Raw genomic sequence first — 1497 nt, 5'->3', positions numbered from 1 at the left:
GCGGAGTGCCAGAGCTCCCCCGCCCGCGACGGGTCGTGGATGGCCGGATTCGTGTCGTAGCCGCCGGCCTCGACGAGCGTGACGGCGACCCCGGCGTCGGAGAGACGCCGGGCGACGATGGCGCCCGAGGTGCCGGCCCCGACGACGATGGCGGAGCGCACCGCGCCGCTGTTCGCCGCGGTCACGCTCAGGCCTTCCGGCCCGGTCCGGAGACGACCTGGGTGACGGCGACGGACTTGAGTCCCTCGACGCCGAACTCCAGCCCGTAGCCCGAGCTCTTCACACCGCCGAACGGCACCATGGGGTGCAGCCCACCGTGCGAGTTGATCCACACCGTGCCGGACTGCATGCGCGCAGCGACGGCGCGGGCCTCCTCCGGGTCGCTGGCCCACACCGAGGCGCCAAGGCCCACGTCGAGGGCGTTCGCGAGCGCGAAGGCCTCGTCGACGTCGCTGTAGCGGATGACGGGGAGTGCGGGACCGAACTGCTCCTCCTGCACCAGCGCCGCATCGTTGTCGATGTCGGCGACGATGGTGGGCCGGTAGAACAGCTCGCCGAGGTCGGATGCCGGCTCGCCGCCGGTGACGATCCGGGCACCGCGGCTCTTCGCATCGTCGACCAGGCGGCTGACGATGTCGAACTGCGGCCGGTTCTGCAGCGGTCCGAGCACGTTGCCCTCGTCGAGTCCGTTGCCCATCGGCACCTGCTCGGCGATCGCGGCGAGTGCGTCCACGACCTCGTCGTAGACGGAGTCGTGCACGTAGAGGCGCTTCATGGCTGCGCAGGTCTGTCCGGTGTTGATGAACGCCCCCCAGAAGAGGTCTTCGGCGATGGCCGACGCGTCCGTGCCGGGAAGCACGATGCCCGCGTCGTTGCCGCCCAGCTCCAGCGTGAGGCGGGCGAGGTTGCCTGCGGAGCTCTCGATGATGCGGCGACCGGTCGCTGTCGAGCCGGTGAACATGATCTTGGCGATGTCGGGGTGTGACGCGAGGCGAGCGCCCACCTCACGGTCTCCGGAGACGCCGAGCAGCACATTCTCCGGCAGCACCTCGTTCATCACCGCGATCATCGCGAGCACGCTCAGCGGGGTGTACTCGCTGGGCTTCGCGACGACCGTGTTGCCCATCCGCAGCGACGGCCCGATCTGCCAGATCGTGATCATGAGCGGCCAGTTCCACGGCCCGATGGCTCCGACGACACCAGCCGCCTTGTAGACGAGCTCGGCGTGCAGCGTCTCGTCGTCGACGAGCACCTGCGACTCGAGCACGGTGCTGGCATTGGTGCGCAGCCATGCCGAGCAGGCACCGAGCTCGAACCGCGCGTTCGGGCCGTTGAGCGGCTTCCCCTGCTCGCGCGACAGGAGGTAGGCCAGACCCTCGGCGTTCGCATCGATCGCGTCGGCCGCGGCCAGGAGCAGTTCGCTCCGTTTCTCGTGACCGAGCGCCTCCCACGCGGGCTGCGCAGCCTTCGCACGGGCGATCGCGTCGTCGAGGTCGT

1 protein-coding gene and 1 pseudogene are annotated in these 1497 nt (G+C 70.0%); both read right to left on the bottom strand.

Translation table 11 applies throughout. From position 1 onward, the window contains the following. A pseudogene (locus DSP71_RS23965) lies at nt 1–185 on the bottom strand (NAD(P)-binding protein); the annotation flags it as partial. A gap of 2 nt (nt 186–187) precedes the next feature. Then, nucleotides 188–1497 (bottom strand): aldehyde dehydrogenase family protein (locus DSP71_RS14455; protein ID WP_258546460.1); only part of this gene is annotated, 1310 nt, incomplete at its 5' end.

This window comes from Microbacterium sp. H6, assembly GCF_003314775.1.
Lineage (GTDB): Bacteria > Actinomycetota > Actinomycetes > Actinomycetales > Microbacteriaceae > Microbacterium > Microbacterium oxydans.
This window is presented reverse-complemented; position numbering and strand designations above follow the sequence as displayed.